Source organism: Actinoplanes sp. NPDC024001, from assembly GCF_040638955.1.
Lineage (GTDB): Bacteria > Actinomycetota > Actinomycetes > Mycobacteriales > Micromonosporaceae > Actinoplanes.
Genome location: NZ_JBEZZB010000101.1, coordinates 14,703 through 39,324, shown reverse-complemented (window position 1 = coordinate 39,324; position 24,622 = coordinate 14,703). Strand labels below are relative to the sequence as shown.

The 24,622-nt window shown below is 71.2% G+C and carries 23 protein-coding genes; 15 read left to right on the top strand and 8 right to left on the bottom strand.

Features of this window, described 5'->3' with window-relative positions:
* Nucleotides 1-36: 36 nt before the first annotated feature.
* The 3 genes from AB0F81_RS32305 to cofD are packed head-to-tail and all read right to left on the bottom strand — an operon-like array spanning nt 37 to nt 2,557.
* Entirely contained in the window at nt 37-597 is a 561-nt protein-coding gene (locus AB0F81_RS32305) for an NUDIX hydrolase (RefSeq protein ID WP_360203344.1), read from the bottom strand.
* Nucleotides 594-1,604 carry a coenzyme F420-0:L-glutamate ligase gene (locus AB0F81_RS32300; RefSeq protein ID WP_360203343.1) on the bottom strand — a complete coding sequence of 337 codons (1,011 nt, stop codon included), beginning with the start codon at nt 1,602-1,604 and terminating at the stop codon, nt 594-596. The genes AB0F81_RS32305 and AB0F81_RS32300 overlap by 4 nt, the downstream gene beginning before the upstream one ends.
* On the bottom strand, nt 1,601-2,557 hold the full coding sequence (gene cofD / locus AB0F81_RS32295; protein WP_360203341.1) for a 2-phospho-L-lactate transferase: 957 nt from the start codon (nt 2,555-2,557) through the stop codon (nt 1,601-1,603). The genes AB0F81_RS32300 and cofD overlap by 4 nt, the downstream gene beginning before the upstream one ends.
* Before the next feature lie 90 nt (nt 2,558-2,647).
* Between cofD and AB0F81_RS32290 the strand changes: the two genes are divergently transcribed.
* The 3 genes from AB0F81_RS32290 to AB0F81_RS32280 all read left to right on the top strand — a co-directional run bounded on the left by AB0F81_RS32290 (nt 2,648) and on the right by AB0F81_RS32280 (nt 6,807).
* The gene (locus AB0F81_RS32290) at nt 2,648-3,568 is read left to right on the top strand and encodes a hypothetical protein (RefSeq protein WP_360203340.1); all 921 of its coding nucleotides are present in this window, start codon (nt 2,648-2,650) and stop codon (nt 3,566-3,568) included.
* 99 nt (nt 3,569-3,667) lie between these two features.
* Complete coding sequence (locus tag AB0F81_RS32285) at nt 3,668-6,169, top strand: bifunctional FO biosynthesis protein CofGH (RefSeq protein WP_360203339.1); 2,502 nt, start codon at nt 3,668-3,670, stop codon at nt 6,167-6,169.
* A 380-nt stretch (nt 6,170-6,549) separates the two neighbouring features.
* Nucleotides 6,550-6,807 carry a WhiB family transcriptional regulator gene (locus tag AB0F81_RS32280; protein WP_014688021.1) on the top strand — a complete coding sequence of 86 codons (258 nt, stop codon included), beginning with the start codon at nt 6,550-6,552 and terminating at the stop codon, nt 6,805-6,807.
* A 27-nt stretch (nt 6,808-6,834) separates the two neighbouring features.
* On the opposite strand, the gene AB0F81_RS32275 is transcribed toward AB0F81_RS32280, so the two are convergent.
* On the bottom strand, nt 6,835-7,203 hold the full coding sequence (locus AB0F81_RS32275) for a metallopeptidase family protein (protein WP_221245834.1): 369 nt from the start codon (nt 7,201-7,203) through the stop codon (nt 6,835-6,837).
* 294 nt (nt 7,204-7,497) lie between these two features.
* On the opposite strand from AB0F81_RS32275, the gene AB0F81_RS32270 reads away from it, so the two are divergent.
* Entirely contained in the window at nt 7,498-7,857 is a 360-nt protein-coding gene (locus AB0F81_RS32270; RefSeq protein WP_360203337.1) for a DUF3499 domain-containing protein, read from the top strand.
* Nucleotides 7,858-7,961: 104 nt separating this feature from the next.
* Here AB0F81_RS32270 and AB0F81_RS32265 read toward each other — a convergent pair whose 3' ends face one another.
* The 4 genes from AB0F81_RS32265 to AB0F81_RS32250 form a co-directional block, all read right to left on the bottom strand.
* Nucleotides 7,962-8,786 carry a polysaccharide deacetylase family protein gene (locus tag AB0F81_RS32265; protein ID WP_360203335.1) on the bottom strand — a complete coding sequence of 275 codons (825 nt, stop codon included), beginning with the start codon at nt 8,784-8,786 and terminating at the stop codon, nt 7,962-7,964.
* Between the two features lie 200 nt (nt 8,787-8,986).
* Nucleotides 8,987-9,361 (bottom strand): DUF779 domain-containing protein, encoded by a 375-nt coding sequence (locus AB0F81_RS32260; RefSeq protein WP_360203334.1) that lies wholly within the window; start codon nt 9,359-9,361, stop codon nt 8,987-8,989.
* Between the two features lie 3 nt (nt 9,362-9,364).
* Complete coding sequence (locus AB0F81_RS32255; RefSeq protein ID WP_360203333.1) at nt 9,365-10,888, bottom strand: aldehyde dehydrogenase family protein; 1,524 nt, start codon at nt 10,886-10,888, stop codon at nt 9,365-9,367.
* 37 nt (nt 10,889-10,925) lie between these two features.
* Nucleotides 10,926-12,179, bottom strand: a complete 1,254-nt coding sequence (locus AB0F81_RS32250; protein WP_360203349.1) for a GAF domain-containing protein — start codon at nt 12,177-12,179, stop codon at nt 10,926-10,928.
* Nucleotides 12,180-12,235: 56 nt separating this feature from the next.
* On the opposite strand from AB0F81_RS32250, the gene nfi reads away from it, so the two are divergent.
* The 11 genes from nfi (at nt 12,236) to AB0F81_RS32195 (ending at nt 24,621) form a co-directional block, all read left to right on the top strand.
* Nucleotides 12,236-12,895, top strand: a complete 660-nt coding sequence (gene nfi / locus AB0F81_RS32245; RefSeq protein WP_360203331.1) for a deoxyribonuclease V — start codon at nt 12,236-12,238, stop codon at nt 12,893-12,895.
* Between the two features lie 48 nt (nt 12,896-12,943).
* The gene (locus AB0F81_RS32240; protein ID WP_360203329.1) at nt 12,944-14,323 is read left to right on the top strand and encodes a phosphomannomutase/phosphoglucomutase; all 1,380 of its coding nucleotides are present in this window, start codon (nt 12,944-12,946) and stop codon (nt 14,321-14,323) included.
* A 43-nt stretch (nt 14,324-14,366) separates the two neighbouring features.
* Nucleotides 14,367-14,612, top strand: a complete 246-nt coding sequence (locus tag AB0F81_RS32235) for a Trm112 family protein (RefSeq protein WP_360203327.1) — start codon at nt 14,367-14,369, stop codon at nt 14,610-14,612.
* Entirely contained in the window at nt 14,612-15,835 is a 1,224-nt protein-coding gene (locus tag AB0F81_RS32230; RefSeq protein WP_360203326.1) for an SIS domain-containing protein, read from the top strand. The genes AB0F81_RS32235 and AB0F81_RS32230 overlap by 1 nt, the downstream gene beginning before the upstream one ends.
* Nucleotides 15,836-15,883: 48 nt before the next feature.
* The gene (gene manA, locus AB0F81_RS32225) at nt 15,884-17,065 is read left to right on the top strand and encodes a mannose-6-phosphate isomerase, class I (protein WP_360203325.1); all 1,182 of its coding nucleotides are present in this window, start codon (nt 15,884-15,886) and stop codon (nt 17,063-17,065) included.
* A 475-nt stretch (nt 17,066-17,540) separates the two neighbouring features.
* Entirely contained in the window at nt 17,541-19,001 is a 1,461-nt protein-coding gene (gene ahcY / locus AB0F81_RS32220) for an adenosylhomocysteinase (protein WP_360203324.1), read from the top strand.
* Nucleotides 19,002-19,201: 200 nt separating this feature from the next.
* Nucleotides 19,202-20,050: a helix-turn-helix transcriptional regulator gene (locus AB0F81_RS32215; RefSeq protein WP_360203322.1), complete on the top strand. Its 849-nt coding sequence runs from the start codon at nt 19,202-19,204 to the stop codon at nt 20,048-20,050.
* A gap of 50 nt (nt 20,051-20,100) precedes the next feature.
* Nucleotides 20,101-20,304: a DUF397 domain-containing protein gene (locus tag AB0F81_RS32210; RefSeq protein WP_360203321.1), complete on the top strand. Its 204-nt coding sequence runs from the start codon at nt 20,101-20,103 to the stop codon at nt 20,302-20,304.
* A gap of 133 nt (nt 20,305-20,437) precedes the next feature.
* Nucleotides 20,438-21,127: an MtrAB system response regulator MtrA gene (gene mtrA, locus AB0F81_RS32205; RefSeq protein WP_014688036.1), complete on the top strand. Its 690-nt coding sequence runs from the start codon at nt 20,438-20,440 to the stop codon at nt 21,125-21,127.
* A 54-nt stretch (nt 21,128-21,181) separates the two neighbouring features.
* Nucleotides 21,182-22,822, top strand: a complete 1,641-nt coding sequence (gene mtrB / locus AB0F81_RS32200) for an MtrAB system histidine kinase MtrB (RefSeq protein ID WP_360203318.1) — start codon at nt 21,182-21,184, stop codon at nt 22,820-22,822.
* Nucleotides 22,822-24,621, top strand: coding sequence for an LpqB family beta-propeller domain-containing protein (locus AB0F81_RS32195; protein WP_360203316.1), 1,800 nt, complete (start codon nt 22,822-22,824; stop codon nt 24,619-24,621). The genes mtrB and AB0F81_RS32195 overlap by 1 nt, the downstream gene beginning before the upstream one ends.
* The last annotated feature ends 1 nt before the right edge of the window (nt 24,622 follow it).

Sequence of the window (24,622 nt, the reverse complement as noted above, 5' to 3'; positions counted from 1 at the left end):
CGGCCGGGACGATCGCCCGCCGGGTGCGGCGGCCGGTCACGGCAGGCGGGCCAGCGCCGGGGCGATCTGGCGCGCGGTGCCGGATGCCAGCGGGCTGGGCAGCGTGTCCGCGTGGAACCAGCCGAGGTCCGCGGATTCCGCGCTGATCTGCTCGACGGCCCCGGCCGGGCTGCGGACCAGGAAACGCACGTCGAAGTGGACCGACGGTTCGGCCGGCGCGCCGTCGGCCGCGCCGCAGCGCACCTCGTGCACGTCGACGTCGATCGGCTCCGGGTCGACGATCAGCCCGGCGATGCCGGACTCCTCGGTGGCCTCGCGCAGGGCGGCGGCCGCGAGCGTACGGTCGCCGGCCTCGCAGTGCCCGCCCAGCTGCATCCACATGCCGAGCCGCCCGTGCAGGCAGAGCAGGACCTGCCCGATGTCGTCGACGACCAGGGCGCTGGCGGTGACGTGGCCGGCGCGGTGTGCCCGGGTCATCGCCTGCGGCCCGTCGGCGAGCAGGTCCAGGGTGCGCTTGCGGGCCAGGTCGGCCTCGTCCGAGGTCGCGGTCCACTCGGTCAGGACGCGCACCGCGTCCGCGTACAGGGCGTCGCTCACGACGGATCTCCGAAGGTCAGGGTGATGCCATCGTCGTCGATCGACGCGGTCGTGGGTACCCCCTCGGCCGCCAGGGCGGCCCGCAGGCGGTGCGCGTCGGTGCCGAGCCTGATCAGCGCGGCCGCGCCGTCCCGCTCGGGGGCCAGCCGGAGCGCGCCCGGCTGCCGCGCGATCGTCGCGGTGAGCAGACCGTGGACGGTGGTGAGGGCGCGGTCGACCGCGTCGGAACCGGCGCTGCCGGAGCGCTGATCGTCCAGCCGGGCGGCCTCGCGGAGCCCGAGTGCCCGGGCCTCGGCGGTGCCCAGGCTGAACATGTCGCTCTCCGCGTCCCGGATCAGCACCGCGGCACCGGAGCCCTCGGCCGAGCGTGGATAGCCCCGCACCACCGCGACCGGCACCCGGTCGCACTTGCCCTTGACCAGCTCGGCGGCGGCCGACAACTCGTCGATCACGGCCATCTGGGTGAGGCTGAGCTCGTTGCCGTACGGGTCGATCTCGCCCCGGTGGTCGCGGAACGCCTCGATCCCGGCCGCGCCGAGCGCCACGTCGGTGAGCCCGTTGCGCCAGGCCCGCCCCATGGTGTCGGAGATGATCACCGCGACGTCGAGCCCTCGTTGCCGGAAGTCGTCCCGCAGGGCCCGCGCCGAAGCGTCCGGATCGGCGGGGAGCAGCACCAGGTGGGTCTTGTCGACGTTCGACGCGTCGATGCCGGCCGCGGCCATCACGAAGCCGTGGTGCGTCTGCACGATCGAGGTCGGGCCGCGCCGGGCCACCAGCCGGGCGGTCTCGCCGGCCAGCACCCGCTGCCGGGCCTCCTCGCGTTCCGGCCCGTCGGCCGGCACCTCGACCAGCCGGCTCTCCGCCTTGGAAATGATCTTGCTGGTCACCACGAGCACGTCGCCGTCGGCGAGCCACGGCGCGGCATTCATGATCAGTGCGGCCAGGTCGTCACCGGCGGTGATGTCGCCGATGCCGCGGACCGGGAGGATCTCCAGGCCGTCGATCACTTGACCCCTCCGAGCTCCAGGGCGGCGGCGACCATCCGCGCGGTGGCCTGCTCGTCGGTCATCCAGAGCGGCACCGCCCGGGTGGTCACGCCGGGCACCTGGGCGCCGGCGTCCGACTCGTCGACCAACCAGCCGTCCAGCAGGCCGCCCTCGGCGCGCGGGCCGTACATCCGGCCCACGCCGGCCGCGCTGACCTCCACCTCCAGGGTGGCCAGGCACCGGTCGGCCATGCCGCGCACCGGCGCGCCGCCGATAATCGGGGAAACCCCCACGATCGGCGCCGGGCCGCTGGTCACGGCCTCTTTCAGCTGGGGTACGGCGAGCACGGGCGCGATGCTGACCACGGGGTTGCTGGGCGCGACCAGCACGATGTCCGCACCGGCGACGGCGTCGAGCACGCCCGCGGCCGGCTTGGCCGACTCCGCGCCCACGAAGACGAACCGGTGCGTCGGCACGTCACCGCGGTACCGCACCCACCACTCCTGGAAGTGGATCGCCTTGCGCTCGCCCTCGACGTCCGCGACCACGTGCGTCTCGAGCCGGTCGTCGGTGGCCGGCAGCATGGTGATGCCGGGCTGCCACCGCTCACACAGCGCAGCGGTCACCGCGGAGAGCGGATACCCAGCGTTGAGCATCGTGGTGCGGACCAGATGGGTGGCGGTGTCCTTGTCGCCCAGGCCGAACCAGGACGGCTCCACGCCGTACTTCGCCAGCTCGTCCCTGACCACCCAGGTCTCGCCGACCCGGCCCCAGCCCCGCTCCGGGTCGGCCGCGCCGCCCAGCGTGTACATGACGCTGTCCAGGTCGGGACAGATCTGCAGGCCGTGCATCCGGACGTCGTCGCCGACGTTGACCACCGCTGTGACTTCTGCGCCGATGGCGCGGGCGTGCGCGCGCACGCCGAGGAGGAACCGGGCACCGCCGATGCCCCCGGTGAGGACCACGATCCGCATCCCCTCATCCTCGCGCACCGGCGTCGCGCCCGGAGTTCGCGGGTATCGGTTTACTCTGGGCCGACCTCGATTACCGCACCGGGAGTAACCGTGACCACTCCACCGCAGCCCACGCCGCCCGGCGAGAAGCCGCTGGGACAATTCCTCCGGCCGTTGCGTGACCTTGCCGTCTACGCCCTGGCCGGTCTCCCGGCCGTGCTGCTCTTCGCCGGCGTCATCGACCTGTTCGGCACCGACTTCATCGGGCGCACCCGCTACAGCTTCGGCAGCTTCGTCAACCTGGTGACGATCTTCTTCCCGCTCGCCGCGGTGCTGCTCGCCCTGGGTGTGAAGCCGGTTCACCCGAAGGCGCGCCTGATCGTGCTGACCGTCGTCGTCGAGTACGCCGTGATGGCCTTCTTCGGCCTGGTCTTCGGCATCCTCTTCGGGATCAGCGGGATCGCGGCGGACGACCCCGGTGGCGCCTTCACCCAGCTGCTGGTCCGGGTGGCGTGGCTCGCGGTGTTCGCGCTGGCGGCGTACGCGGTGGTGCAGATATGGCGCGGCCTGTTCATGGTGCCGCGGCCGCAGCCGCAGCCCGGCGTCTACGGCCAGCCGCAGTACGGTCAGCCGCCCTACGGGCAGCCGCAGTACGGCCAGCCCTACGGGCAGCCGGGGTACGGCCAGGTTCCGCCCGGCCAGCCGCCGTTCGGGCAGCCGCAGCCGCCGTACGCAACCCCGCAGCCCGGTTACGGTCCGCCGCCCTCGCCGTACGGGGCGGCCGGCGCTCCGACCCAGCCGGCGCCGCAGCCGGCGCCGCAGCCGGGCTGGAACCAGCCGCCGGTCGCGACCCCGCCGGTGAGCAGCCCGCCGCCGTCCTCGGGGGCCCCGGCGCCCGGCGCCCAGGTGTCACCCGCCGCGCCGCTGGCCGAGCCGACCCAGGTCGTGCCGAGGGCCGAGGACCGCACCGAGAAACTGCCCGGCGACCGGCCCGGGTTCGGTCCGGCCGACCAGGACCCGCCCCGTCAGTGAGCTGACGCCGTCCGGGCACGGGCGATGGTGTCTCACGACACTGCCCGTGCCCGGAAACGACGGGCGCGTACGGCACGAATCCGGCCTAGGCTGCTTTGCGTGGTAGAGGTCAACGTGGAACCCGTACCGACCGAGGCGAGCATCCGTCGCGCACTGCGCCGGGCCGCCGACGGCAAAGCGATCGACGTCGACGAGGCGACCGCACTGCTCGCGGCCACCGGGGAGCAGTTCGACGAACTCCTGACCATCGCCGGTGGCGTCCGGGACGCGGGCCTGCGGGAAGCCGGCCGGCCCGGCGTGGTCACGTACTCTCGCAAGGTTTTCATCCCGCTGACCCGGCTCTGCCGGGACCGGTGTCACTACTGCACGTTCGCCACCGTGCCGCACCGCCTGCCGGCCGCGTTCCTGGAGCGCGACGAGGTCCTGGAGATCGCCCGGCAGGGTGCCGCGCAGGGCTGCAAGGAGGCCCTGTTCACCCTCGGTGACCGGCCGGAGGAGCGCTGGCCGGCGGCCCGGCAGTGGCTGGACGAGCGTGGCTACGACTCGACCCTCGACTACGTGCGGGCCTGTGCGATCGCCGTGCTCGAGGAGACCGGCCTGCTCCCGCACCTCAACCCCGGGGTGATGAGCTGGGCCGAGCTGCAGCGGCTCAAGCCGGTGGCGCCGAGCATGGGCATGATGCTGGAGACCACCGCCACCCGGCTGTGGTCGGAGAAGGGCGGCCCGCACTACGGCTCGCCGGACAAGGAGCCGGCGGTCCGGCTGCGCGTGCTCGACGACGCCGGCCGGGTCGGCGTCCCGTTCACCACCGGCATCCTGATCGGCATCGGCGAGACCGTCGCCGAGCGGGTGGACTCGCTGTTCGCGATCCGCCGCGCCGCCCGTGAGTACGGGCACATCCAAGAGGTCATCATCCAGAACTTCCGCGCGAAGCCGGACACCGCGATGCGCGGGATGCCCGACGCGGAGCTGCGTGAGCTGGCCGCCACGGTTGCGGTGGCCCGGATCATCATGGGTCCCCGGGCCCGGATCCAGGCCCCACCGAATCTGATCGACGACGAGTTCCCGCTGCTGCTGCGCGCCGGGATCGACGACTGGGGCGGCGTCTCCCCGCTCACCCCGGACCACGTCAACCCGGAGCGCCCGTGGCCGCAGATCGACCTGCTGGCCGAGAAATCGGCGGAGTCGGGCTTCGAGCTCAGGGAACGCCTCACCATCTACCCGGAGTACGTCCGCCGTGCCGACGAGGGCTGGCTGGACCCGCGCCTGGCCGCCCACGTCACCGCGCTGGCCGCGCCGGACGGCCTGGCCCGCACGGTGAACCCGGTCGGGCGGCCGTGGCAGGAGCCGGAGGAGACGTTCGGCACCGGGCGCACCGACCTGTTCGCGGCCATCGACACCGAGGGCCGCACCGGCGACCGCAGGTCCGACTTCGACGACGTCTACGGCGACTGGGACGAGGTGGCCGCACACCTCAAGGCGGCTCCGCGGAGCATGCCGACCGATGTGGTGGCGGCGCTCAAGCTGGCCGCCGACGACCCCGGGGCGCTGCTGCTGGAGAAGCACGAGGACAAGGCGATGGCCCTGTTCAACGCCGACGGCCCGGCCCTCGACGAGCTGGCCAGGATCGCCGACGACCTGCGCCGGCAGGTCAACGGCAACGACATCACGTATGTCGTGAACCGCAACATCAACTTCTCCAACGTCTGCTACGTGGGCTGCCGGTTCTGCGCGTTCGCCCAGCGGGAGAAGGACGCCGACGCCTACCGGCTCTCGGTGGAGCAGGTCGCCGACCGGGCCGAGGAGGCGTGGCGCGACGGCGCCTCCGAGGTGTGCATGCAGGGCGGCATCGACCCGAAGATGCCGGTCACGGCGTACGCGGACCTGGTGCGGGCGGTCAAGCAGCGGGTGCCGGGGATGCACGTCCACGCGTACTCGCCGATGGAGATCGTCACCGCCTCGGCCAAGGCGGGCGTGTCCATCCGCGACTGGCTCACCGAGCTGAAAGAGGCCGGCCTCGGCACCATCCCGGGCACCGCGGCCGAGATCCTCGACGACGACGTGCGCTGGGTGCTGACCAAGGGCAAGCTGCCGACCGCCACCTGGGCCGAGGTGGTCACCACCGCGCACCAGGTCGGCATCCGCTCCAGCTCGACGATGATGTACGGCCACGTCGACCACCCGCGGCAGTGGCTGGGCCACTTCCGGGTGCTGGCCGGCATCCAGGACGTCACCGGTGGCTTCACCGAGTTTGTGGCGCTGCCGTTCGTGCACACCAACGCCCCGATCTACCTGGCCGGGATCGCCCGCCCCGGCCCGACGTGGCGGGAGAACCGGGTGGTGCACGCGATGGCGCGGGTCCTGCTGCACGGCCGAATCGACAACATCCAGTGCTCCTGGGTGAAACTCGGCGACGAGGGCACCCGGGTGATGCTGAACAGCGGCTGCAACGACCTGGGCGGCACGCTGATGGAGGAGACGATTTCTCGGATGGCCGGTTCTGAGTACGGCTCCGCGCGTACGGTTGCCGAACTCAAGGAACTCGCCGCGGCCGCCGGCCGCCCCGCTGTCGAGCGCACCACCGTGTACGGCCGTCGCTAGCCGTCCACATCAGCGTGTGAAGTCGCGCCGCGACTTCACACGCTGACCGTGGCTTGATCCATTCGGCGGACCCGAGACGGGGGACCCCCTGCCACTAGGTTACAAAACGGGTTAAATTGGACGCGAAGGGTCGGCCTGGCGTTACCTTCCGGTGGCTCCGGGAGATAGGGCAGGAACGGGACTGTGAAGCGTCGTCAACGCTTCGGGGAAACGGGCCCATTTAGCAGGTTCGGCTTGACGACGCACGTCTTACACGCGTGTAATTTTGGTGGGGTTGTGGGGACGATGTGGCACATTCGCGTCGAACCCACAGAAACACGCCGCGTGCGTGGGGGGTCAGCGTCGGCTTCACAGCCGACGCGGAATTGGGAGGCACGCCGATGGAAGCGCAGGTTGAAGGGGTAGACCTGCTCGGGGACGCGCCCGAGTGGCAAGAGCGGGCGCTGTGTTCACAGACCGATCCGGAAGCCTTCTTCCCGGAGAAGGGCGGCTCGACGCGCGAGGCCAAGCGCATCTGCGGCCGCTGTGAGGTCAAGGCCGAGTGCCTGGAATACGCGCTCGGGCACGACGAACGTTTCGGGATCTGGGGTGGACTGTCCGAACGTGAACGTCGCAAGTTGAAGCGGCGGGTCGCTTAGGGGGTTCTGAGCCTGGCGGGTGACGCTTCAGGCGAGCTCGTCCGGATCGACGCCGAGCAGGTTGGCTACCTGCTCGATGATCACATCGTGGACGAGGTCGGCGAGGTCCTCACGATCCATCGCCCGGAACTCCAGCGGGCGGCGGTAAAGAACGATCCGTGGCGGCAACTCGTGCCGCCCCGGACGGCCGGGCAGCAGCCGGGCCAGGGGCACCTCGCCGTCCTCGAGCACGTCCGAGTCGTAGACGTTCAGCTCGGGTGGCACGTCCTCCACCGCGAACTCGACGCCGGCCAGCTCCTTCGCATAACGCCGCTCGAGGCTCTCGACGGTGTCCAGCACCAGGTCGTCGAAAATCTCCGCCTTGGTGCGGGCCAGCGGCACGGTCGCCGGAACCAGGCGGCCGCGGAGGCCACGCCCGTGCCGGTCACGCCGGGCCGGGCGGCCCGGCCCGGAGGTACGCGCCGCCTTCGGATCCGTCCGGCGGCGTTCGGGGCTGGTGGTCACGCGGCCAGCGTATCCCCACCCGGGCTCCATACGTGGTCAGCCCGTTCGCATCGTGTGTCTGAGCCGTTAATTCGCCCCAACGGGGCGGCGTGTCGGGCTGTCATGGCCGAATCGTGATGCATCGTTGGTCGGCGTGTCGCGGGGCAACGCTCCCCAGAACGGCCGACGGAGCGATAACGTGCCGCCGTGAGGTCACCACGGCGCTGCTCCCGGAACGGCTGTCCCCGACAGGCGGTCGCCACCCTGACCTACGTCTACAGCGACTCGACAGCGGTGGTCGGACCCCTCGCCGCCTTCGCCGAGCCGCACACGTACGACCTGTGCGAACCGCACGCTCGCAGCCTCACCGCCCCCCGAGGCTGGGAACTGGTCCGCCACGACGGCGACTTCGCGCCCCCACCCCCCACCACTGACGACCTCGTGGCGCTCGCCGAGGCCGTCCGCGAAGCCGCCCGGCCCGTGCCGCGCGCTGAGGAGCCCGACCACGCCCCCGGTCAGCAGACCGGCCGCCGCGGCCATCTCCGGGTGATCCCACCCGCCCACTGACCCGCCAGCCGGTCCTGACACATCCCACCGGGGCCGGGCGTGAGCCGGGCAACCGGCGCCCGCGGCAAGCCGCGGGCGCGCACCAGCCCGTACCGGGCAGGGTTTTAGAGGGCCACCAGCTTGAAACGCTGCCGCAGCCACGGCAGGAGCGTGCGGTAGGCGGCGATCGTGTCCGGCTGGGCGTAGTCGTGCGACAGCACGATGGCGCCCGGCCGGGTGTGCTTCTGCACGATCCTGATGATCTTCTTGCGGTGCTCGGGGTGCGACTCGCCCGCCGGGTGCTCCCAGTCGCGCGGGTCGACCTTCCAGTAGATCGACGTCATCCCCAGCTTCTTGGCGGTCGCGACCACCGGCCCGTTGAAGTGGCCGCCCGGCGCGCGGAAGAAGCGGATCTGCGCGTTCGGCACGGCGGCGCGGATGGCGGCGTTGGTGCGCTCCATGTCGGCCTTGATCTTGGCGACCGGCTTCTTGCCGAGCTTCAGGTCGTGGTTCCACGTGTGGTTGCAGAGGGTGTGCCCGGCCTTGGCGATCGCCCGGACCAGCTCGGGGTGCCGTTTGGCCTGCGTGCCCACCACACAGAACGTCGCCTTGATCTTCTCCCGGGCGAGCATCCGCAGGAGCACCGGCGTGTAGTCCGGGTCGGGGCCGTCGTCGAAGGTCAGCGCCACGCCGTCGGTGCCGGTGAACAGCAGGCTGCCGGCCGGGCCGGTGCGGGTCTTGCGCTTGTGGATGATCGCCTTCTCGGTGCGCTGTGGCGCGACCTTGCTGGGCGCTGATGTGGACGGCGGCGCCGACGAGGGCGCGGCGGCCGACGGCGAGGGCGCCGGTGACGGTGGCGGGCTGAGCGCGATCACCGCGGGCGGGGGTTGGGTCGCCTGTGGAGACGACGTTGTCTGGGCCGCGGCGGCCTGGCCGAGAAGGCCGGTCATGATCAACAGTGCGCTGATCGTGAATGCCTTTCGGGTGTGGGACAGCCGCATCAAGATCCTCCCCAGGTTCGTCGGCGACTGCCGACGATGCCTGGTGATCTCTTGAACCGCCAGTCCCTTACGTATCTTTTAGATGAATTCCGGCACGAAATAGGGACCAACGGCCTATGATCGCGGGCCGCGCACCCGACCCGCGACCGTCAGCCGGCCAGCTCCGCCAGTTCCTCCTCGGTGAGCAGGCGCGAGCGGATCAGGAACCGTACGCCCTCGGGCGCCTCCAGCGAGAAGCCGGCGCCTCGCCCGGGGACCACGTCCACTGTCAGGTGTGTGTGCTTCCAGAGTTCGAACTGCGACGCCGACATCCAGAACGTGATCGGCTCCGGCACCCCCTCGATGGCCAGAGACTCCAGCAGGACGTCGGAGCTGCCGGTGCGGAACTCGCCCTCCAGGTAGCACATCGGCGAGCTGCCGTCGCAGCAGCCGCCGGACTGGTGGAACATCAGTGGGCCGTGCTGCTCCCGCAGCTGCCGCATCATCGCGGCAGCCGCGGGAGTGACGTCAACGCGGGTGGCCATGGCCTAGAAGAAGCCCATCGCCTTGGGCGAGTAGCTGACCAGCAGGTTCTTCGTCTGCTGGTAGTGGTTCAGCATCATCGCGTGGTTCTCCCGGCCGATGCCGGACTGCTTGTAGCCACCGAACGCGGCGTGCGCCGGGTAGAGGTGGTAGCAGTTCGTCCACACCCGGCCGGCCTTGATCGCCCGCCCGGCCCGGTACGCCTGGTTGATGTCCCGCGTCCACACGCCGGCGCCGAGGCCGTACAGGGTGTCGTTGGCGACCTTGATCGCGTCGTCGAAGTCGGCGAACGGCGCGACCGAGACCACCGGCCCGAAGATCTCCTCCTGGAAGATCCGCATCGAGTTGCGGCCCTCGAAGATCGTGGGCTGCACGTAGTAGCCACCGGACAGGTCCCCGGCCATCTCGGCGCGGCCGCCACCGGTCAGCGCACGCGCGCCTTCCTGCCGGCCGATGTCCAGGTACGACAGGATCTTCTCCAGCTGGTCGTTGGACGCCTGCGCGCCGACCTGGGTGTCGGTGTCCAGCGGGTTGCCCTGCTTCAGGTTCTCGGTCCGCTTCACCGCGGCGGCCAGGAAGTCGGAGTAGTGGCTCTGCTGGATCAGCGCCCGCGACGGGCAGGTGCAGACCTCGCCCTGGTTCAGCGCGAACATCGTGAAGCCCTCGAGGGCCTTGTCGTAGAAGTCGTCGTCGGCGCGGCTGACGTCATCGAAGAAGATGTTCGGGCTCTTGCCGCCGAGCTCCAGGGTGACCGGGATCAGGTTCTCCGAGGCGTACTGCATGATCAGCCGGCCGGTGGTGGTCTCACCGGTGAACGCGACCTTGGCGACCCGGTTCGAGCTGGCCAGCGGCTTGCCGGCCTCCACGCCGAAGCCGTTCACGATGTTCACCACGCCCGGCGGGAGCAGGTCGCCGATCAGCGAGAACAGATAGTGGATCGAGGCCGGGGTCTGCTCGGCCGGCTTGAGCACCACCGTGTTGCCGGCGGCCAGCGCCGGGGCCAGCTTCCAGACCGCCATCAGGATCGGGAAGTTCCACGGGATGATCTGGCCGACCACGCCGAGCGGCTCGTGGAAGTGGTAGGCGACGGTGTCCTCGTCGAGCTGCCCCGCGGTGCCCTCCTGCGCGCGGATCACGCCGGCGAAGTAGCGGAAGTGGTCGATCGCCAACGGCAGGTCGGCGGCGAGCGTCTCGCGGACCGCCTTGCCGTTCTCCCAGGCCTCGGCGACGGCGAGCTTCTCCAGATGCTGTTCCATCCGGTCGGCGATCTTGTTGAGGACGATGGCGCGCTCGGTGGGCGAGGTGCGGCCCCAGGCCCCGGCGGCGCCGTGCGCGGCGTCCAGAGCCCGTTCGACGTCGTCGGCGGTGCCGCGGGCGATCTCGGTGAACGTCCGGCCGGTCACCGGGGTGGGGTTCTCGAAGTACTGGCCCTTCGCCGGCGGGACGTACTCACCGCCGATGTAGTGGTCGTAGCGGGACTGGTAGCTGACGATGGCGCCCTCGGAACCGGGCGGCGTGTAGATGGTCACGGTCTCGCCTCCTCTTTGAGGCGGACCCTAGTGACGACTACGTTGCAGAAACGTTGCAAGCGTATTCGCGGGTCAGCTCCGCGACCCGGCGCGCGGCGGCCAGGTCGGCCGGCGCCAGCAGCGCGTAGGCCTCCCACATCTCCAGGTCGTCGGCGCCGAGCGGGCCGTTCAGCCAGGTCTGCACCAGGCGCCGGTCGCCTGCGGCGAGCACGGCGGCGCGCAAGCGATCATCCAGCCGGCGCCGCAGCCGCACGACGCCGGGCGCGTCCGAGGCCGGCAACAACACCCCGGGGTACGACGACAGCGCCTCCCCGACCCGTCCGAGGTCCAGGAGCCGGACCACCGTGCCGAAGTCCACCTCTACTTCGGTGCGCAGCCGGTACGGCCGGGAGTCGAGCAGTTCCGGGCCGAGGATGCGGCGCAGCCGGGACAGCTCGGCGCGGACCGTCACCGGGTTCACGTCGTCGCCGTAGAGGTCGAAGCCGAGCTGGTCGCCGGTGCGCCCCTCCGGGTGCATGGTGAGCAGGACCAGCAGCTCGGAGTGCCGCCGCCCGAGGCGCAGCCGTTTGCCGCCGACGGTGAGCAGCGCCTCGTCCCGGCCTAGGGCAGACACCACCGGGCGGTCCGGCGCCGGCCGTTCCGCACCCAGGTACGCCTCCGCGGCCAGCGCCGTGGCCCGGACCAGCGCCAGACTGTGCGGGTTCGCCAGGTGGTCGCCGCCGGTCACGTCGATCGCCCCGAGCAGCCGCCCGGTGCCGGGGTCGTGGATCGGGGCGGCCGCGCACGTCCACTGCTGCACCGGCCGGCTGAAATGCTCGGTCGCGAAGATCTGGATGGCGTGGTCGACGGCGAGCGCGGTGCCCGGCGCGTTGGTGCCGGCGTGTGCCTCGTCCCAGCGGGCGCCCGGCACGAAGTTCATCGAGGCGGCCCCGCGCAGCGTGGCGGCGTGACCCTCCACCCAGAGCAGCCGCCCGTGCGCGTCGCAGACCGCGAGGATGTGGTCGCCGTCGTCGGCCAGGCCGCCGAGCAGGTCCCGGAAGATCGGCATGACCCGGGCGAGCGGGTGCGCGGAGCGGTAGGCGTCCAGGTCGGCGTCGGCGAGGTCGATCGGGGCGGTGTTGTCGGCGCCGATCCAGGTGGCGGAACGCGCCCAGGAGTCGGCGACCACGGATCGCATCCGATCGGGCCGGGTGCCCCCGCTCAGGAACTGTTCGTGGGCGCGGCCGACCTGACGAATGCGTTCGGCCGGGTCGTCTCCGGGAGTCAGCGCGAGCCACGGGTTCACCGGCAGCACCTCCAGACCCCATCGTGACCCGCGTCACGCGTGGAGACAACTATGCTCCGGCGGTGCAGCGCTGGCCCCGTACCGAAGAAGAAGCTCTCGCCGCGCAGGCGGCCTTGCGCTCCCGCGTGGTCGCGGCGTGCGGACCGGCGTCGCCCACGACTGTCGCCGGCCTCGACGTCGCTTACGACGGTGACCGGCTGGCCGCCGCCGTGGTGGTTCTCGACGCCACCGACCTCTCGGTCCGTGACACCGCGGTGGTCCACGGGCGTCCTGCCTTTCCCTACGTTCCCGGGCTGTTCGCTTTCCGAGAGGTGCCCGCGCTGCTGGACGCCCTGGAGAAGCTGAGCGTGCGCCCGGACGTGCTGGTCTGCGACGGGCAGGGACTGGCCCATCCGCGCCGGTTCGGCCTCGCCGCGCACCTGGGCGTGCTGACCGACCTGCCGGCCTTCGGCGTCGGCAAGACCCGCCTGGTGGGCGAGCACGAGCCGGTGGGCGCGGAACGCGGTGCCCGCTCGCCGCTAATCGACGCGGGGGAGACGGTCGGTGCGGTGCTGCGCACCCAGAGCGGGGTCAAACCGGTCTACGTCTCGGTGGGCCACCGGACCGACCTGGACACCGTCTGTGCGCTCACGCTGCGGCTGAGCCCGCGCTATCGGCTGCCGGAAACCACCCGGGCAGCTGACCGTGCCTGTCGTCTCGCGGTTGCAACCATTCGGCGGTGATCGCTCCGCTACCCTCGGCGCAAAGGTATTCGGCTGAGGAGTGAGCAAGTGGTTGATCTGTCGCAGATCATCAAGGCGTACGACGTGCGGGGCATCGTTCCGGACCAGCTCAACGAGACGGTGGCCCGGGCGCTGGGTACGGCGTTCGTCGAGATGTTGCGCGAGTCCGGGGACGAGCCGGACCGGATCGTGATCGGCCACGACATGCGTGAGTCCGGGCCGGGCCTGGCCGCCGCGTTCGCCCGGGGCGTCAACGCCGCCGGCACCGCCGTCGTCAACATCGGACTCGCCTCCACCGACCAGCTCTACTACGCGTCCGGCGCGCTGAACCTGCCCGGCGCGATGTTCACCGCCAGCCACAACCCGGCGCAGTACAACGGGATCAAGCTGTGCCGGGCCGGTGCCCGCCCGGTCGGGCAGGACTCCGGTCTCGTCATCGTCCGGCAGCGCACCCAGCAGCTGCTCGCCGACCTGAACGCGGAGGCCGACGGCCCGTCCCAGGTGGAGCAGCGCGACGTGCTCAAGGATTACGCCGCGCACCTGCGGTCGCTGGTCGACCTCTCCGGCATCCGCCCGCTCAAGGTCATCGTGGACGCCGGCAACGGGATGGGCGGCTACACCGTCCCGGCCGTGCTCGGTGACCAGGTCCTGCCGCCGCTGCCGCTGGAGATCGTGCCGCTCTACTTCGAGCTGGACGGCTCGTTCCCCAACCACGAGGCCAACCCGCTCGACCCGAAGAACCTGGTCGACCTGCAGAAAGCCGTGCGCGAGCAGGGCGCCGACATCGGCCTCGCCTTCGACGGCGACGCGGACCGCTGCTTCGTCGTCGACGAGAAGGGCGACCCGGTCTCCCCGTCCGCGATCACCGCGCTGGTCGCCGCCCGCGAGCTGGCCAAGTTCCCGGGCAGCACGATCATCCACAACCTGATCACCTCGGCCGCGGTGCCGGAGATCATCAGCGAGAACGGCGGCAAGCCGGTCCGCAGCCGGGTGGGCCACTCGTTCATCAAGGCCGAGATGGCGTCGAGCAACGCGGTCTTCGGTGGCGAGCACTCGGCGCACTACTACTTCCGCGACTTCTGGTTCGCCGACACCGGCATGCTCGCCGCGATGCACGTGCTCGCCGCGTTCGGCGGTCAGCCGCTGCCGCTCTCCGAGTTCGCCGCCGAGTACGAGCGGTACGTCGCCTCCGGTGAGATCAACTCCACCGTGGCCGACGCCTCCGCCAAGATCGCCGAGGTGCGGGCCGCGTTCCCGGAGGCCTCGGTGGACGAGCTGGACGGCATGACCTTCCAGCTCGGCGACGGCTCCTGGTTCAACCTGCGGGCCTCCAACACCGAGCCGCTGCTGCGCCTGAACGTCGAGGCGCCCGACGCCGACCGCATGGCGGCGCTGCGCGACCGGGTTCTGGCCATCGTTCGTGGATAGGATCGCCTCGACCCGTCTTTCACCCCGATGAAGGAGTAGCTCGGTGGCGCTCGATCAGCAGTTGCTGGAGATTCTGGCCTGCCCGGACACGCATCACGCGCCGCTCGACCACGATGCGGACGCGCAGACGCTGACCTGCACCGAGTGCGGCCGGATCTTCCCGATCCGCGACGACATCCCGATCCTGCTCCTGGACGAGGCGATCTCCCCGCCGACCGGCCCGGCCGATTCCCCGGAGCCGGCCGAGGCCGGCGGCGAGGCGGCGGGCTCCGGCGAGGAGGCCAAGTGATGGTCAACCCATTGGACGGCTCGGCCGGCGTCAACGGTCACCGCGTCGCCGACGAGTCGCTGCTCAACGACGAGAAATCGATGCTCGGCAACGACCCGGGCGGCATGCTGCGGGCCACCGCGTCGGCCGGCGCGCAGGTCCGCGAGTCGGCGGCGCTCGCCGCCGAGGTCGACCTGTCGATGCTGGCCGACGAGGGCCGCCCGCGTGCGGTCGTGGTCGCCGGCATCGGCACCGCCGGTCTCACCGGCAACATCCTCTCCACCGTGGCCGGCCCGCGCTGTCCGGTGCCGATCATCGGCCACCGCAGCGCGGGTGTGCCCGGCTGGGTCGGCGCGGCCGACGTGGTGATCGCGGTGTCCGCCTCCGGCCGCAGCCCGGAGGCGCTGGCCGCCGCCGAGGCCGCCGCCCGGCGCGGCGCCCGCCTGGTCGCGATCGGCAACCCCGGCTCCGAGCTGGAGGCGATGGCCGAGCGGGCCCGCGCGCCGTTCATCGGTGTGCCGCGCCGTGCCCCGGCCCGCGCCACGCTGTGGGGCCTGACCATCCCGGTGCTGCTCGCCGGCCGGGCGCTGGGCCTGGTCAAGGTCACCGAGGCGGACATCGCCGAGACCGCCACCCGGCTGGACGACGACGCCGAGCGCTGCCGCCCGGCCGCCGACTCGTTCGTCAACCCGGCCAAGGAGCTGGCTCTCGGCCTGGCCGGTTCGGTGCCGATCGTCTGGGGCTCGTCGCCGCTGGCCACGGTCGCCGCCCGGCGGTTCGCCGACACTCTCGCCGCCAACGCGCGCTACCCGGTGATGGCCGGTGCGCTCGGTGAGGCCGGCCGAGGCCGGGTGGGCCTGCTCGACGGCGTCTTCGGCGGGCTCGCCGAGTCGTCGCGGGACATCTTCGCCGACCCGGACGACACCGACGACAGCGTGACCCGCCTGCGCCTGGTGGTGCTCCGTGACGGCGGGCTGAACCCGGAGGACGACGCCGACGAGCCGGTCGCCGTCGAGGAGCGCCGCGCCGACGCCATCCAGACGCTGGCCGACCGGCGTGGGGTCCGCTGCGACGTGCTGACCGCCGAGGGCGGGTCGACGCTGGAGCGGCTGGCGTCGCTGGTGGCCGTCCCCGACTTCGCGTCGCTCTACCTGGCCCTGGCCCACGGTCTGGACCCGATGGCGGTGCCGGCGATCAGCGAGATGAAGGAGCTGTCGAACCCGATCGCCGAAGGTCTGCAGTGATTCGTCAGGCACTCCCACGAGTGCCTGACAACTGCTAATTTGCCGGGTATGACCGTCTACCCGTTGACCGGCGTGATCCGGCCGTACGCCTGGGGATCCCGGACCGCGATCGCCGACCTGCAAGGCCGCCCGCCCGCCGACGGGCCCGAGGCGGAACTGTGGCTCGGCGCGCATCCGGGAGACCCGTCCACCGTGCCCGCCGGCGACGGAACGGTCGAGCTGACCAAGCTGATCGCCGACGACCCCCGGGGCCAGCTCGGCGGGCCGGTCGCGGAGACGTTCGGGGCGCGGCTGCCGTACCTGATGAAGGTGCTGGCGGCCGACGCCCCGCTGTCGTTGCAGGCGCATCCCGACGCGGCATACGCCCGCGAGGCCTTCGCCCGCCAGGAAGCCGACCCGGACGCTCCGAAGAACTACACCGACGCCCACCACAAGCCCGAGATGCTGGTGGCGCTCACCCCGTTCGAGGCGCTCTGCGGCTTCCGCTCGCCGGCCGCCACCGCCGAGGTGATCGCCGCGTTCGGCCTGGCCCGGCTCGGCCCGGTGGTCACCGCGCTGCGCGCCGGCGACCTGTCCGAGGCGGTGCGCCTGCTGCTCAGCTGGCCCACCGACGACCGCAAGGCGCTGATCGACGACGTGGTGGCCGCCGCCGCCCGGGTGCCGGCCGATCATCCCGAGGCCGACTCGTTCCGGCTGGCGCTCACCCTCGCCGGCCACTATCCCGGCGACCCCGGTGTGCTCGTCGCGCTGCTGCTCAATCTGGTCCGGCTCGCTCCCGGCGAGGCGATCTGGATGCCCGCCGGCAACCTGCACGCCTACCTGCGCGGCCTCGGCGTCGAGCTGATGGCGGCCAGCGACAACGTCCTGCGCGGCGGCCTGACCCCGAAACGGGTCGACGTCGACGAACTGCTCAGGGTGCTCCGCTTCGAGGTCCTCGACGATCCGCTGCTGCACGGCGCCGACCTCGAGCCCGGCGTCACGGCCTGGCGGGTGCCGGTGCCCGACTTCGAGCTCTACCGCATCGTCCTGGCGGAGAACCGCCCTCCGGTCCGCCTGCCCGGCAGCGGGCCGCGCATCATCCTGGGCGCGGTCGGCGACGTCCACATCGGCGAGGACCACGGCACGCCGGTCACGGTCCATCCCGGCACGGCCGCTTACGCGCCGGCCGCCGCCGGCCCTCTCACCGCTGCCGGCACGGGCACCATCTTCCTCGCGGCCGTTCCCGCCTGATCATCTTTTCGGGTACGAGTATGTGCGCCCCCAGGCGCAACGAGCCGGTCCCGCCGGTTTCGCCGCACTGGGGGCGCCCGCCGGAGGCCGGTCCGCGCCACCCGTCCACAGGAGCATCTCGGTTACTCGCCGTGCAGCGGTCGGGCGAGCTGGACAGCGGTCACACCTTCACGCAACGACAGCGCCAGATTGCGCTCCGTCAAGATAAGCGTCCGAAATTTCCCTAAATTCCTTGACATGGCATGTGCGGAGTGTGAATCTAGAAGCACGCAGCGTCATTGGTGATCGGGGGGTCCCACGGACGCGCGCGGTACCAAACCGGGGGGATGAACGGGGCGGCGGGTTTCGACCTGTCGCCCCGTTCGCTATTCGCGGACAGATGTCGGGCGAATCCGCGACAGGGATTCACCCGCTCCGGGCGGCGGGCGGCTCGTACCGTGAGTGGGGTTCAACCTCGACAATTCGGGAGTTTTGGATGACCAGCCGTCCCACGACGCTCGCCGAAGGTGACTTCAAGGTCGCGGACCTGTCGCTTGCCGCATTCGGGCGCAAGGAGATCGAGCTCGCCGAGCACGAGATGCCCGGCCTGATGGCGCTGCGGAAGGAGTTCGGGTCGAGCCAGCCGCTGCGCGGGGCCCGGATCACCGGCTCGCTGCACATGACGATTCAGACCGCGGTCCTGATCGAGACGCTGACCGCGCTCGGTGCGCAGGTCCGCTGGGCGTCCTGCAACATCTTCTCGACGCAGGACCACGCGGCCGCGGCGATCGTCGTCGGCCGGGACGGCACGCCGGACAACCCGCAGGGCGTGCCGGTGTACGCGTGGAAGGGCGAGTCCCTCGAGGAGTACTGGTGGTGCACCGAGCAGGTGCTGCTCTGGCCGGACGGCGAGGCGCCCAACATGATCCTCGACGACGGCGGTGACGCCACGCTGCTGGTGCACAAGGGCGCCGAGTTCGAGCGGGCCGGCGCGGTGCCGTCGCCGGAGACGGCCGACTCGGAGGAGTACGCGGTCATCCTGAAGCTGCTGGCCCGCAGCCTGAAGGAGGACGACAAGCGCTGGACCCGGACCGCCGCCGGGATCAAGGGGGTCACCGAGGAGACCACCACCGGCGTGCACCGGCTCTACGAGATGCAGCAGGCCGGCACCCTGCTCTTCCCGGCGATCAACGTGAACGACTCGGTGACCAAGTCGAAGTTCGACAACAAGTACGGCTGCCGCCACTCGCTGATCGACGGCATCAACCGGGCCACCGACGTGCTGATCGGCGGCAAGGTGGCGGTCGTCTTCGGTTACGGCGACGTGGGCAAGGGCTGCGCCGAGTCGCTGCGCGGCCAGGGCGCCCGGGTGATCGTCACCGAGGTGGACCCGATCTGCGCGCTGCAGGCGGCGATGGACGGCTACCAGGTCGCCACGATCGACGACGTGGTCTCGTACGCGGACATCTTCGTCACCGCGACCGGCTGCTTCAACGTGATCACCCACGAGCACATGGCGCGGATGAAGCACCAGGCGATCGTCGGCAACATCGGCCATTTCGACAACGAGATCGACATGGCCGGCCTGCAGCGGCGCACCGACGTCACGCGGATCACGATCAAGCCGCAGGTCGACGAGTGGCGCTTCGCCGACGGGCACTCGATCATCGTGCTCTCCGAGGGCCGCCTGCTGAACCTGGGCAACGCGACCGGTCACCCGTCGTTCGTGATGAGCAACAGCTTCTCGAACCAGACGATCGCGCAGATCGAGCTGTTCACCAAGACCGACGAGTACCCGGTCGGCGTCTACGTGCTGCCGAAGCGACTGGACGAGAAGGTGGCCCGGCTGCACCTGGACGCGCTCGGGGTGAAGCTCACCGAGCTGACCAAGGAACAGGCCGCTTACCTCGGCATCGCCGTGGAGGGCCCGTTCAAGCCAGAGCACTACCGCTACTGATGGGCCCGAGGGCCTGCGAGGTCGGGATGAGCGTGCCGAAGCCCCCGCTCGCCCGCCGAGCGGGGGCTCGCTGCCCGGCGGTTGCCGCCACCGGGTTCGGCCTTCGCCTTCTCATTACGGCACGGTGACGTCGGCGCTGCAAGTGCATTGCCTGCTCTGCAAGTTGCATCGACACATCGATCCGCCGTTATGGTGGCTCCGTGGCGAGGCCGACATCGACAGCGCGCCGGGAGCTCGGGGGAGAACTGCGCCGACTCCGCGGTGAGCGCCGCGCTGTCGACGTGGCGACCGCACTCGGCTGGTCCGAGTCGAAACTGAGCCGGATCGAGACCGCCCACACCGGGATCAGCGAGTCCGACCTGGACCGGTTGCTCACCCTCTACGGCGTCGCCGTGGAGGACCGCAGCCGGCTGCGTGACCTGGCCCGGCGCGGCCGGGCCCGGGCCTGGTGGACGCCGTACCGCTCGTCCGTGCCGGACCCGTACGACGAGTACCTGGCCCTGGAGGCCGAGGCGGTGCGGATCTCCGAGTGGGAGGCCCAGGTCGTGCCCGGCCTGCTGCAGACCGACGAGTACGCCCGGGCGGTGATCGAGACCGGCGCCGACATCGAGGACACCGCGACCATCCAGCACCGGCTCGCGCTGCGGATGGCCCGCCAGGCCGTGCTGACCCGGGACCCGCCGCCGGGCCTGCGGATCGTCATCGACCAGGGCGTGCTGCTGCGCGAGGTGGGCGGCCCCGAGGTGCAGGCCCGCCAGCTGGCCCGGCTGTACGAGGCGAGCAACCGTCCCGGCGTCGAACTGCTGATCCTGCCGTTTCAGGCCGGTGCGCACGCCGGGCTCATCGAGTCCTTCCTGGTTCTGGAGTTCCCGGACGGCACCCGCAACCCCGTGGTGCACATCGAAGGGCTGACCGGCGGCCTCTTCCGGGTGAAGCCGGAAGAGATCGACGTGTACCAGGACGCCTTCGATGACCTGCTGGAACGCGCATTGTCGCCAGAAGAGAGCCGAACGGCTATCGCTGAGACGAGGGATCACCTGGCGCGTTGAGCGCCCGCCGTGGGTTCCAATGGATGTGCATTCCACGGAAGGAGATGATCATGCAGGACGCCACGCTCACCTGGCGTAAGAGCAGCCGCAGTGGCGCTGCCGGCCACTGTGTCGAAGTTGCCAGCGTTCCGGCCGCCGTGCTGGTTCGTGACTCCAAGGACGTCACGGGTCCGGTGCTGAGTTTCGGCGCCGGGGACTGGTCCGGCTTCATCGCCGGGGTTCGAGCAGGGGAGTTCGACCGGCCCGGCGTGTGATCATTGTCGATCGCTCGCCACGGGCGGTCCCGGACCGGGACCGCCCGTTTTTCTCCGTCTGCGGGTAGGCTCCCGGGCAAGATCGACCCCCAGGTGGCGCGGAGACCGGGAGGACAGTGCAATATTGGACCGCATGAGAGCCCGGGTACTGGTCGTCGATGACGATCCCGCGTTGGCCGAGATGCTCGGCATCGTCCTGCGCAGTGAGGGTTTCCTGCCGTCCTTCGTGGCGGACGGCGAGCGCGCCCTGGCCGCCTTCCGGGAAAATCGTCCCGACATCGTGCTGCTGGACCTGATGCTGCCCGGGATGAGCGGGATAGACGTCGCGCGGGCGATCCGTGCCGAGTCGGGCATCCCGATCGTCATGCTGACCGCCAAGAGCGACACCGTCGACGTCGTGCTGGGCCTGGAGTCCGGCGCCGACGACTACGTGGTCAAGCCGTTCAAGCCCAAGGAGCTGGTGGCGCGGATGCGCGCCCGGCTGCGCCGGGGCGAGGACGCCGCGCCGGAGATGCTCACCATCGGCCCGCCCGGCAACCAGATCACCATCGACGTGCCGGCGCACACCGTGTCCCGGGACGGCGAGGAGGTGAAGCTCACCCCGCTGGAGTTCGACCTGCTGGTGGCGCTGGCCCGCAAGCCGCGCCAGGTCTTCACCCGCGAGGTGCTGCTGGAACAGGTCTGGGGTTACCGGCACGCGGCCGACACCCGCCTGGTCAACGTGCACGTCCAGCGGCTGCGCGCGAAGATCGAGCCGGACCCGGAGCGGCCGGAGATCATCCTGACGGTGCGGGGGGTCGGCTACAAGGCCGGGACCGGCTGATGAGGTTCAGCCGCTAACCTTGCGGCTGAGATGCGTGCTCCGGCCTGGCTCCCCATGCCCGTGCGCCGCGCCCTTCGGGTGGTGCGGCGCTACTGGCGCGTGGCCGCGCGCTGGTTGCGGCACTACTCGGCGCCGGCCCGCCGGTCCTGGCGCCGCTCGCTGCAACTGCGGGTGGTGACCCTCACCCTGGTCGCCTCCAGCCTGCTGGTCGGCACGTTCGGCTGGTTCATCGCGGACCGCAGCGCCGAGATCCTGCTCAGCCGGACCAAGGACGAGGTGTCCTCGGCGATGAGCGGCAAGGTGGTGTATGCGTACAAGCAGTTGACCGTGCACCCGCAGGCATATGACCCGGAACTGCCCAACACGCTGGTGGACACGGTCAACGAGCTGTTCGACGGCGACCCGGCCGAGCCGGGCGGCCCGGTCATCTCGATCCGGGCGTCGAACTATCCGGATCTGCAGCCGGTGACGCTGCCGGTCGTCGACACCCGGCAGCTGATCACCCCGGAGATGGAGCAGGCGGTCACCCAGTCCGGCTCGGTCGCCCAGCAGATCCGCACCGCGGAGATCAAGGGCCACACCACCAAATACCTGGTGTACGGGTCGCCCGTCCCGACCAAGTTCGGTCACCTCGAGCTCTACTACATGGTCCCGCTCACCACCGAGGACCGGACCGCCAATCAGATCCGGACCACGGTGCTGGCCACCGGCATCGCGCTGGTGTTCCTGCTCGGTGTGGTCGCCGGCCTGGTGACCCGCCTGGTGGTCAACCCGGTCCGGGTGGCGGCGCGCACCGCGCAGCGGCTCTCCGCCGGCCTGCTGGACCAGCGGATGAAAGTCACCGGCGAGGACGATCTGGCCCTGCTCGCGGCCGCGTTCAACCAGATGGCGGCGAACCTGCAGCGGCAGATCGTGCGGCTGGAGGAGATGTCCCGTCTGCAGCGGCGGTTCACCTCCGATGTCTCGCACGAGCTGCGGACGCCGCTGACGACCGTACGGATGGCCGCTGATCTGATCTTCTCGGAGCGCGACTCGTTCGAGCCGGCGGTGGCGCGCAGCGCCGAGCTGCTGCAGGCGGAGCTGGACCGGTTCGAGGACCTGCTCACCGACCTGCTGGAGATCAGCCGCTTCGACGCCGGTTTCGCCGCGCTGGACGCCGAGCACACCGACCTGCTGCCGATCGTGCAGCGGGTGGCCGAGCGCCTGACCGGCCTGGCCGAGCGTGCCGGCGTGGAGCTGCAGTTGCGCCTGCCGGAGGCCCCGGTGATCGCCGAGGTCGACCCACGGCGGGTCGAGCGGGTGCTGCGCAACCTGGTCGGCAACGCGATCGAGCACGCCGAGGCCAAGCCCGTGGTGATCACCATGGCGACCGACGAGGCGGCGGTGGCGATCACCGTGCGCGACCACGGGATCGGCTTGAAGCCCGGCGAGGAGCGGCTGGTCTTCAACCGCTTCTGGCGGGCTGACCCGTCCCGGGCCCGGCAGACCGGTGGCACCGGTCTGGGCCTGTCGATCAGCGTCGAGGACGCCCGGCTGCACGGCGGCTGGCTGGAGGCCTGGGGCGCGCCGGGCGAGGGCGCCCAGTTCCGGCTGACGCTGCCGGTGCGCGCCGGCGACCGGCTGGTCGCCGCCCCGCTGCCGCTGATCCCGCGGGACCGCCCGGCCCCGACCGGCGAACCGGCGGAGGTGAGCTGATGCGACGTTGCCTGCCCGCGGTCACCGCCGTGGTGCTGGTGCTGCTAGGAGGCTGCGGGATCCCGGACGAGACCGGGGTCGTCGAGGTCGGCTCCGGCCCGTCCACCGGCATCTCGCCCGGCGACAACGACACCCCGGTGGCCGAGGCGACCCGGGGCACGACCAAGGACCGCCGGGACTTCATCCTCAACTACCTGGAGGCCGCGGCCGGGGACTACGACACCGCGGCGGACCGGGCCCGGGGCTTCATGACGAAGTCGCTGGCCGACCAGTTCAAGCCGGTGAACTCGCCGCGCGTCATCCGGGTGACCGACGACCCGCTGGACGATCTCAACACCGGCCGGGTCGTGGTGTCGTACGAGGTGATCGGCACGCTCGACAAGAACGGCGTGCTGGAGCCGGCCGCCGAGCCGCAGACCGATCAGTACGAGTTCACCGTGGCCGAGGTGTCCGGCGAGCCGGGTCTGTTCCTCGCCAAGGCGCCCGAGCTGCTGCTGCTCAGCGACACCGCGCTGGCGGAGAAATATGCCGAGCGCACGATCTACTTCTGGAACAACAAGCGCACCTCACTGATCCCCGACGTTCGCTACATGGCGCGCACGCTGCCCGAGGAGCAGGAACCCAACACGATCCTCAGCTGGCTCATCGCCGGCCCGTCCCCGTGGCTGCGGGACGCGGTGGAGCTGCTGCCGGAAGGCACCGCGACCCTCGGCAAGGTCCCCGCGGTCGCCGACGACCGCCTGCAGATCAGCCTGAACGCGCAGGCGGTGCCGACCAAGGACGCGGTGGCGGCGCTGGACCGGCTGCGCCGCCAGCTCCAGTGGTCGTTGCGCACCGTGGTGCCGGAGCATCTGGACCTGAAGATCGGCCACCAGGAGACCCGGCACTACGCCGGGAAGGACCTGGACTCCAGCAACATCGCCCACCGGCTCGCCACCCGGCCCGAGCGGTTCGTGGTGTACGACGGCCGGATCGTCCGGATGGCCGACTCCACGAACGAGGAGGAGGCGGTCCCGGCGCTCTCGGCCGCCGCCAACAAGGACATCCGGACCGCGGCGATGCACTCCTCGGCGACGCACACCTTCGTGGCCGTGGTCAGCGGCCGCGACGACGCGCTGCGGGTCGGCGCCACGCCGTTCGGCGGAGAGGTCGCGCTGCAGCCGGTTACCGGCCTGCCGTCCGGTCGCGGGCACCCGGAGTGGGCGATCGCCCCGGACAAGACGACCGACGGCGCGGTGGGCCTGATCATCGCGAACGGCCGGCTCTTCAGCTTCGGCGCGCGGGGCGGCGCGGCGCAGGCGGTCCCGGTGCCCGGGGTGACCGGGAAGATCAGTGCCCTCTCGGTCGCGCCGGACGGTCACCGGGTGGCGGTGGTGGCTGACGGCCGGCTCTACCGGGCGGTCCTGACGGTCACCGGCGACGGCGTCGAGATCAGCGACCCGGAGCAGCTGCGGCCGCCCCTGCAGAACGTCACCGCGGTCGCGTTCAGCAGCGAGAGCTGGCTCAACGTGGCCGGCGGGCGCAACGGCCGGGTCTCGATCGTCCAGGTGTCGATCGACGGGGCGCTCGATGGGCCGAACCCGATCGAGATCGGCAGCGGCGTGGTCAACTACCTGACCGCCTATCCGAGCAACCCGCAGTCGAACCAGTACCACTCCAACTCGGTGTCGTTCACCACCGGGACGGCGGCGTACGACGTGCTCTCCACCGCGGTCCCGATCACCGTCGCCAACCTTGCCGTGGCGCCCGAGCAACCGGCGGCCGGCAAGATCCCCACCGCGCCGTTCTTCATGCAGTGAG

What these genes read in the sequence shown, in the direction of transcription:
- AB0F81_RS32280 (WP_014688021.1), top strand. Translation starts at nt 6,550, where the DNA reads ATGGAAGCGCAGGTTGAAGGGGTAGACCTGCTCGGGGACGCGCCCGAG.
- mtrA (WP_014688036.1), top strand. Translation starts at nt 20,438, where the DNA reads ATGAGAGCCCGGGTACTGGTCGTCGATGACGATCCCGCGTTGGCCGAG.
- AB0F81_RS32260 (WP_360203334.1), bottom strand. Translation starts at nt 9,361, where the DNA reads ATGGCCACCCGCGTTGACGTCACTCCCGCGGCTGCCGCGATGATGCGG.
- ahcY (WP_360203324.1), top strand. Translation starts at nt 17,541, where the DNA reads ATGACCAGCCGTCCCACGACGCTCGCCGAAGGTGACTTCAAGGTCGCG.
- manA (WP_360203325.1), top strand. Translation starts at nt 15,884, where the DNA reads ATGACCGTCTACCCGTTGACCGGCGTGATCCGGCCGTACGCCTGGGGA.
- AB0F81_RS32195 (WP_360203316.1), top strand. Translation starts at nt 22,822, where the DNA reads ATGCGACGTTGCCTGCCCGCGGTCACCGCCGTGGTGCTGGTGCTGCTA.
- AB0F81_RS32265 (WP_360203335.1), bottom strand. Translation starts at nt 8,786, where the DNA reads ATGACCGGCCTTCTCGGCCAGGCCGCCGCGGCCCAGACAACGTCGTCT.
- AB0F81_RS32230 (WP_360203326.1), top strand. Translation starts at nt 14,612, where the DNA reads ATGGTCAACCCATTGGACGGCTCGGCCGGCGTCAACGGTCACCGCGTC.
- cofD (WP_360203341.1), bottom strand. Translation starts at nt 2,557, where the DNA reads ATGCGGATCGTGGTCCTCACCGGGGGCATCGGCGGTGCCCGGTTCCTC.
- mtrB (WP_360203318.1), top strand. Translation starts at nt 21,182, where the DNA reads ATGCCCGTGCGCCGCGCCCTTCGGGTGGTGCGGCGCTACTGGCGCGTG.
- AB0F81_RS32210 (WP_360203321.1), top strand. Translation starts at nt 20,101, where the DNA reads ATGCAGGACGCCACGCTCACCTGGCGTAAGAGCAGCCGCAGTGGCGCT.